General features: G+C 62.3%; 5 protein-coding genes. All 5 read right to left on the bottom strand.

Annotation, left to right across the window (positions count from 1 at the left end):
• Positions 1-45: 45 nt before the first annotated feature.
• Positions 46-1,368, bottom strand: a complete 1,323-nt coding sequence (gene tssK / locus GSQ89_RS18505) for a type VI secretion system baseplate subunit TssK (protein ID WP_158927908.1) — start codon at positions 1,366-1,368, stop codon at positions 46-48.
• Positions 1,369-1,460: 92 nt separating this feature from the next.
• Positions 1,461-1,919 (bottom strand): type VI secretion system lipoprotein TssJ, encoded by a 459-nt coding sequence (gene tssJ, locus GSQ89_RS18510; RefSeq protein ID WP_158927910.1) that lies wholly within the window; start codon positions 1,917-1,919, stop codon positions 1,461-1,463.
• Positions 1,916-3,478 (bottom strand): type VI secretion system-associated FHA domain protein TagH, encoded by a 1,563-nt coding sequence (gene tagH, locus GSQ89_RS18515; RefSeq protein ID WP_158927912.1) that lies wholly within the window; start codon positions 3,476-3,478, stop codon positions 1,916-1,918. Before tagH ends, tssJ begins: the two co-directional genes overlap by 4 nt.
• Positions 3,479-3,539: 61 nt before the next feature.
• The gene (locus GSQ89_RS18520) at positions 3,540-4,130 is read right to left on the bottom strand and encodes a DUF6931 family protein (RefSeq protein WP_158927914.1); all 591 of its coding nucleotides are present in this window, start codon (positions 4,128-4,130) and stop codon (positions 3,540-3,542) included.
• A gap of 1 nt (position 4,131) precedes the next feature.
• Entirely contained in the window at positions 4,132-6,105 is a 1,974-nt protein-coding gene (locus GSQ89_RS18525) for a type VI secretion system Vgr family protein (RefSeq protein ID WP_158927916.1), read from the bottom strand.
• Positions 6,106-6,626 lie beyond the last annotated feature (521 nt).

Below are 6,626 nucleotides of genomic sequence, written 5' to 3' on the forward strand. Positions count from 1 at the left end.
GCCGGATGACGGTCCGGTCGCTGTCCTCGTCGAATGGATTGTCGCTCATCCGCGAATGGCCCAAAGTTCAAGACGGAGGTTGGGAAAGTCGCCCGCCACATGAATGGCGAACCCACCGGAATTCTGCATCTGCTGCCAATGCGGACTTGATCGATCCAGCTCGAAGTAGCTCGCCCCGGCGTAGAATGGCAGTTGCCGTGGCGCGACCGGCAACGCTCGCACGGCAATGCCAGGAAGTGCGACGTTGACCAGGTCGCGGATCTGCTCCACCGCACCGATCTTGACCTGCGAAGGAAAGGCTCGGCGCAGGGTTTCCGTGGGCATGTCGCACTGGACGGTCAACACAAAACTCGACGCCCGCAAGATCGACCGGTCGCTGATCGGTCCGACACGCACACCGTGGCGTGGATCGCGCAACGGGATGGGGATCGCCGTCTGCTCCAGCACCGCCGACAACGCACGGCGTAAATCAGCCACGACAGGCGCGAAGCTGCGTTGCAGGTCATCGTGACGATAGGCCGGATATTTCGTCGGCCGTCGGGTTTCCAGAAACGTCGCAAACTCACCCGCCATCTGCACCAGCGTCGTGTAAAGCGACTCCGGGTGCACGTTCCCCGAATCGCCCCAGTGCGACAGAACATTTTGCCAGCCGTTGATCGTCTGCAGCAGAAGGAAATCGGCCACCTGCGCAACACCGGCTTGACCGGGCGCGGTCATACGAGCCGCCAGGGCCTCGCCACGTTGATTCAGCATGCCCGCGAGTTCGCTCACCAGACCGGACAGCGGCATCGTCGCGGAGCAGACAAGCGATGGCGGAATCCAACGTTCGTCCAGAATCACGCGCCGATCGGCCGTCACCTCGGTGATGCGGGCCAGCGCGATGCACAGATATCCGGCACGTTCCTCGGTTTCGAGCAAATAGCGCATGTTCAATCGTCCGACCTGCAGGTCGGCCGGCTGCGGCGATGCGGATTGCGTGTCGTATGCCTCGAACTGACGCGATAGATAGCGGCCCGGCGTGGACGCGTCCCCGACTTCCACGGCCCCGTCCTGACGAATCGGGAGTCCAAGGAAAATCAGGACATTCCTGGCATTCTCCGGGACATCGAGCGGTTGCGGATGGTCGGCCTCCCCGGGAAGCGAAAACGGCGTGCCGTCCTCGAATACGCCGGTGCCCTTGCCAAGCGCGAAGCGGCCGGTCGCCAGCAGATCCCGGTTCAGCGCGTAGTCCAGCAGTCCCCAGGGATGTGGCCTCAGGGATTGCACCCAGCCGCGGACAAATTGCTCCATCCAGCGATCCTGTTGCTGGAAGTGCTGCGTGCGCAGGAACATCCCTTCCTGCCAGACCACCCTGTTGGTCCAGCTCATCGATCAACGCCTCCCAATGGGAACATCATTGCGCACTCGCTCAATGTTTGCCAGCGCCCCTTCGCGTCTCAGCCGCTGGGCCGAATGTCGCTTCAGGGCGCGGGCTTCAACGTCACGGCCAGGGCACCAATCTCAGCCGCCAGTTTGGTGGGACCGCTGCTGGCAATCGGTGCGTCGGCCCGCCACTTCGCGTGATCGATGTCGCGATAGAACGCCGTCACCCCGATCGCCGAAACACCCGGCTTTGGCTCAATCGTCACCGTTTTCACTTCCGACGGCGCCAGCACGAACTCCTGCGACCCGGCACTGTCGGTACCCAGCGTTTGCTGTTCCCGATCGATCACCGCGTATACATCCGCACGCTCGAATTTCGCGGTCGCGTTCAACTGGAATATGCGCACGGCAACCGGGGACGGCTTGCCGCTCGTGTCCGGGTTTTGTTGAGGGCTGGCGGTGATCGTGAGCGTCACCACCGGCGGTGGCGGCGGTGGTGACGAGCACTGGGTCAGCAGCAGACCGATGCAAACAATGAAGCCGCGCCGTATCGTCATTTCTTCTCCTTGGCGGACAGATCGCCCAGCGCGTCCTCGTATGCCCGCGCGAATGCCTTGCCGAATACGCTGTCGAAATCGTCGCTGAGGGCCTGAACCGTTCGCGTGTGCAGAGCCTCGTAGACGTCCCAGGCCCGCGCCTTACGCTGACCCGGCAAAACGTTGAGACCGCCCCCCTGTTCGGCCGACGCCCGCACCTTGTCCGGGTGCAAACCATCCAGGACGGCCCGTACGGCGGACTGCATCGCCGCCATGGACGCCAATTCATGCAGCCGGATATCGCGCAGGGCATCGGTGACGGCGGCGGCGGGCGTCATGTCCACTCTCCGGCCAACCCCGAGCAAAGCCGATATCGCATCGTCGTCGTCAGCCGAGAATTTCAACGGATTGTTGCCGCGCGCACGGATCAATGTCTGTTCAATACGAAATTCGCTCTTGATCGAAGCGCGTGCGATCAAGACAGCCCGCAGCCCGGCCACCAACGCTCGGAATGCCTCGCCCAAATGCTGCAAAGTGGCGGCAGGATCGGCCGGCCGTGCGCCCGACAGGCCCACACCCTCGAGAAACGCCGACAGCAGGTCAAAGTCGCCGGCTGAAACGGTTGGCTTGGCGATCGGCGCTTCCACCACCGGTGCCGGTCTCGGCTGAATGGGCGCCTCCGCGAACGGATCCTCCGGCGAAGGCGATTCCTCGACTGGGGCGGCATGGACCGGCGGCACCGGGACCGGGGACACATGAACCGGTGGCGTATCGATCTCGGCCCTCGGAACCGGCGCCTCCCCCGGTGCTTCAGCCGCGAACGGATCAGACACGAACGGAGATTCCTGGAGCGGGACCGCAGGAGGGGAATGCGCCGGAGCCGGCGGCGCGACAAATGGATCCTCCGGGATCGGGCTTACCGCGGGTGCGGGCTCACCAATCCCCTCCAGCAAATCCTTTTCCCAATCGTCAGGCAGCAAATCGCCGGCGGGAATGACCCCACCGCCATGGGAATGCATCTCGCCGGTCGGCATCGGCGGCTGCATGGCATCCTCGAGGATGGACGAATGATCCGCCTGCGTCTGTTGCACGAATGGCGTGCCTAACGACGGCGCTGCGTCCAGTGACCTGAACGACTCGTGAAACGGCTCGTCGAACGCGTCCTCCGGGATCGTACTCGCATACCCGCCGGGCGCGGGGGCGTCATATTCGAACGGTTCCGGATCGGCGTGGCCGTAAGACTGGGTTTGCTGTAATTCCTCAACTGCCTCCAGATGAACCTCGATCTCGTACGGGCCGGCGCGCAAGCGGTCATGATCGCGCAGCGTGCGCCTGTTCCCCTTGCCGATCGGGGCTCCGTCATGATTCACGAACGTTCCGTTTGAGCTGTCATCGGCGATCTGCCAGTCGCCCCCCCGAAATGCCGCGGTGAAATGCCGTCGCGAGACCAACTGCTCGGTGTCCGCAAGCACCCAGTCCACGCCAGGTCCGCGGCCAACCGAGAACTCCCCACCTTCCAGCGTGCGCGTCTCGGGCGCGACAGCCGGTGGGCAGCGTAGAACAGTCAGGGTCAGGCGCACGAGCGCATCCTCCGACGTGAAGAACAATCGATCATTGGCGAAAGGCAGTGATCCGGAAACATCAGCTGTCTTCCGGCGTCAACCGGCCAGGACCGCCGGCGGCAATGTTGCGGCCGCTGTCCAGGAAGCGTTCCAATCGCGCCTTGCGGCGGCTGACATCGCCGCGAACCGAGGCCAATGCAACCGCACCCGATACCGCGGTACCGGTGAGATGCGGCGCGGGTGGAACCGGTGCCTGGCCTTCCGGCGCCATTGAATCCCCGCTCCAAAACGCGGCAACCGCGCTCCATGCTTCCGGTGTACTGAACTCGCTCGCCTGCGCGCGATCCATAGCGACGCGCCGCGACGCATCGGTCTGCTGGCGAACCCAAAGTTCCGCTGCCTCGCGCGCGATACGATCGGGCTCAGGCAGGTCCGGCGGCGCGGTATGCACAGCGCACATGCAGGCCCACCAAACTGCCTCCCGCTTCGGCAGAGCGTGTGCGACCATGCGAGCGGCCTCCAGCAAGAATCCGCCCGCCTCGAGTGCCGCCAGTGCATCCGGCACACTGGCGCAGGCTTTGATCGCGACGTTCGGTGCCGGCGGCAGATCCAGTCGCGGCAGCAATGCCGCGAGATCGGTGGCATTGAATTTTTTCAGGGCGTCGGACATGTCAGTTCAACATCATGATGCCACCCTTAAGGGTGAGCATGCCGTCGCCGGAAACAGTTGTCATGGGGGATTTCAACGTTGCCATCGCAGTACCGGCGAATTTGACCATGATGCCGTTGATCGCAACACCGGTCTGGTCGATCTTCATCGAATTGCTGCCGACGGTCAGGGTGATCGACTGCATCGCCTGCACCTCGATCTTGCCCGCGTCGGCCTTGATCGAGAGGTTCCCCATTTTGATGTCCAGGGCATCGTTGCCTTTGTCCACCGTGACCGACCGGTTTCCGGAATTCAACTCCAGCGTGTCGTTGCCCTTGTCGATGGTGACCGAGCGATTTTGGCCGATCGTCACCGTTTCATCTTTTTTGACGGTGACGATACGGCAATTATCGACCTTCAGGGTCTGGTCGTTCTCGACCTCGGTCGTCAGGTCCTTTTCCGCGTGCGTGAAAACGAGTTCGCTGCCCTTCTTATCGTCAAAGGTAAACTCGTTGGTGTTCGCCGTGCCCCCGCTCAGGCTGGATCGGGTGCGGAACCCCGACTTGGTTTTATCGCTTTCGCTGTAGATCGGCGTATCGCGGCCGTTATACAGGCCGCCCACGACGATGGGGCGGTCAGGATCGCCATCGACGAAGGCGACGGCGACTTCAGTACCAACGCGAGGGATGAATTGCGCGCCCCATCCTTTACCCGCCCAAGGTTGGATGACCCGCGCCCAGACCGACTGTCCGCCCGTGGCCTCGGCGCGATAGTCCCAATAGAAACGTACTTTCACCCGGGCCAGCGCGTCCGTGTAGATTTCCTCGCCACTTTGGCTTTTGACGTCGGCGCCCGCCGCGCTGTTCGGCCCGAGCACGATGGCGGTGTGGATGCCGTCCATGCGCGGGCGCGGCGTAACGATCGGCTGACGCCACGGGACCGAGGCCGGAAAGCAGGTGAAATTGTTGCTGTATGCCGCGGAGCCGCCCTGCGACAGCCAGGTATCGTCCGTCGCATGATGACTGATCGAGCGCACCACGTAGGTGTTGTCGTAAGGGCTGGCCGGCCGGCTGGCCAACTTGAACTTGACGCCGGGGACCAGCTTTCCGAACCGGCTGCCGCCCTCGTACAGCGACGCGTGCGCCTCCGCCGCTTCCATTTCCCACTGGGCTCTATTGGTGACCGTGCCACTGTCGAACGTATTCGCCGGCCAGCGGAAGTCGTCGCGCTGCGTCGTACCGCCGGTTTTGAGGGTGGTCGGTTTGTCTGCCTTCAGCAGCGTATCCGGCTTGGTCGGATCATAGTCTTTCAGCGTCATCTTGCCGCGCGTTGTCAGCGCGGGACGCGACCAGTCGGTAACGAATGTGGCATCGGCATCGCCGCCCAGGTGCATCGTGGGGGCACCGGCCATGTCCGTGAAGGCGGTGCCCGCATTGGCGATGATCAGTTTGTGCGCCGACGCCGTATGGTCGAAGAAATAGAAGTACCCCTCTTCCTCCATCAACCGCGTCGCGAAGGTCAGGTCGCTTTCGTTGAACTGGACGGTATATTCGCGTGCCGCACCCGGCGACGGAAGGGTGACGTCGGTAAGACCGGCGTCCGCGAACATTTGTTTCAGGATATCGACTGTCGTTTTCTGCTGAAACACCCGGCAATCGACGGTCTGGCTTAGGAACCAAAGGCGTGGCACCACGACCAGGCGATAGACATAATATGTGTCGGCGGATTGGCCGCGTGTCACGCCATGGCTGCTGACGGTTTGGACGATGCCGTGGAAGTAGCGCACGGGTGTGCCGGAGGCCTGGAGCGTAACGCAGGCGGGTTGGTTGAGCAGTTTGTCCGGATCGACCGCGCCATTCTGGCTGACTACGTGGACGTCGAAAAAGTAGGTTTGGCTGATGCCCTCCTGAGCCGACAGGAACGTCGGAATCAGCGCGTCCGCCCCGAGCGGGGACGTCATTGTCAGTGAGGCATTGGCGCGGGTCCAGGTGGGCATGGTCAGGCCATCTTTAAGGCAGATTGATTTTCGTCGAATAGCATATTCAACCTTCCCCCCGCTGCCGATCATCCATCGCGATTATGCAATGCCCGAAATTACAAAGTTGGTAAACGGTCCGGACGGGGCACCGAGCAACTCCATGGGCGTCACCATACTGTCACAGGACGTCGGTGTAATCCATCGTGACGCCGGCATCATCTCCCCACGATTCTTCTCAATGCCTTCGCTTTAAAGGGCGTTAGGCTTGTCGTCTGAAAAATCTGCGACTATATCGCGCAAATTAGTTGATCATAGGGTATCCAACCGGCTTGGAGGCTTAGTGCTTAAATGGCAATCAGCCCGACCCGTCGCGGGGTTGAGATGCGGGGGTGTCGCCAATGAACAATCTTCACGGAGTGGGCGCCGGGCAACCAAATCTTCGCTCCGACGTCAAGATCGTACAAATCCTCCTCAACCGCAATATTCGCACGCTTCAGCCGTTGCGGCGGTTGATCGAGGATGGCATTTGCGGTCCCTCC

It is taken from the genome of Acidisphaera sp. S103 (assembly GCF_009765975.1).
Lineage (GTDB): Bacteria > Pseudomonadota > Alphaproteobacteria > Acetobacterales > Acetobacteraceae > Rhodopila.

Coding starts and splice junctions, on each gene's coding strand:
- tssK (WP_158927908.1), bottom strand. CDS start 1,368: ATGAGCTGGACCAACAGGGTGGTCTGGCAGGAAGGGATGTTCCTGCGC.
- tssJ (WP_158927910.1), bottom strand. CDS start 1,919: ATGACGATACGGCGCGGCTTCATTGTTTGCATCGGTCTGCTGCTGACC.
- GSQ89_RS18520 (WP_158927914.1), bottom strand. CDS start 4,130: ATGTCCGACGCCCTGAAAAAATTCAATGCCACCGATCTCGCGGCATTG.
- GSQ89_RS18525 (WP_158927916.1), bottom strand. CDS start 6,105: ATGCCCACCTGGACCCGCGCCAATGCCTCACTGACAATGACGTCCCCG.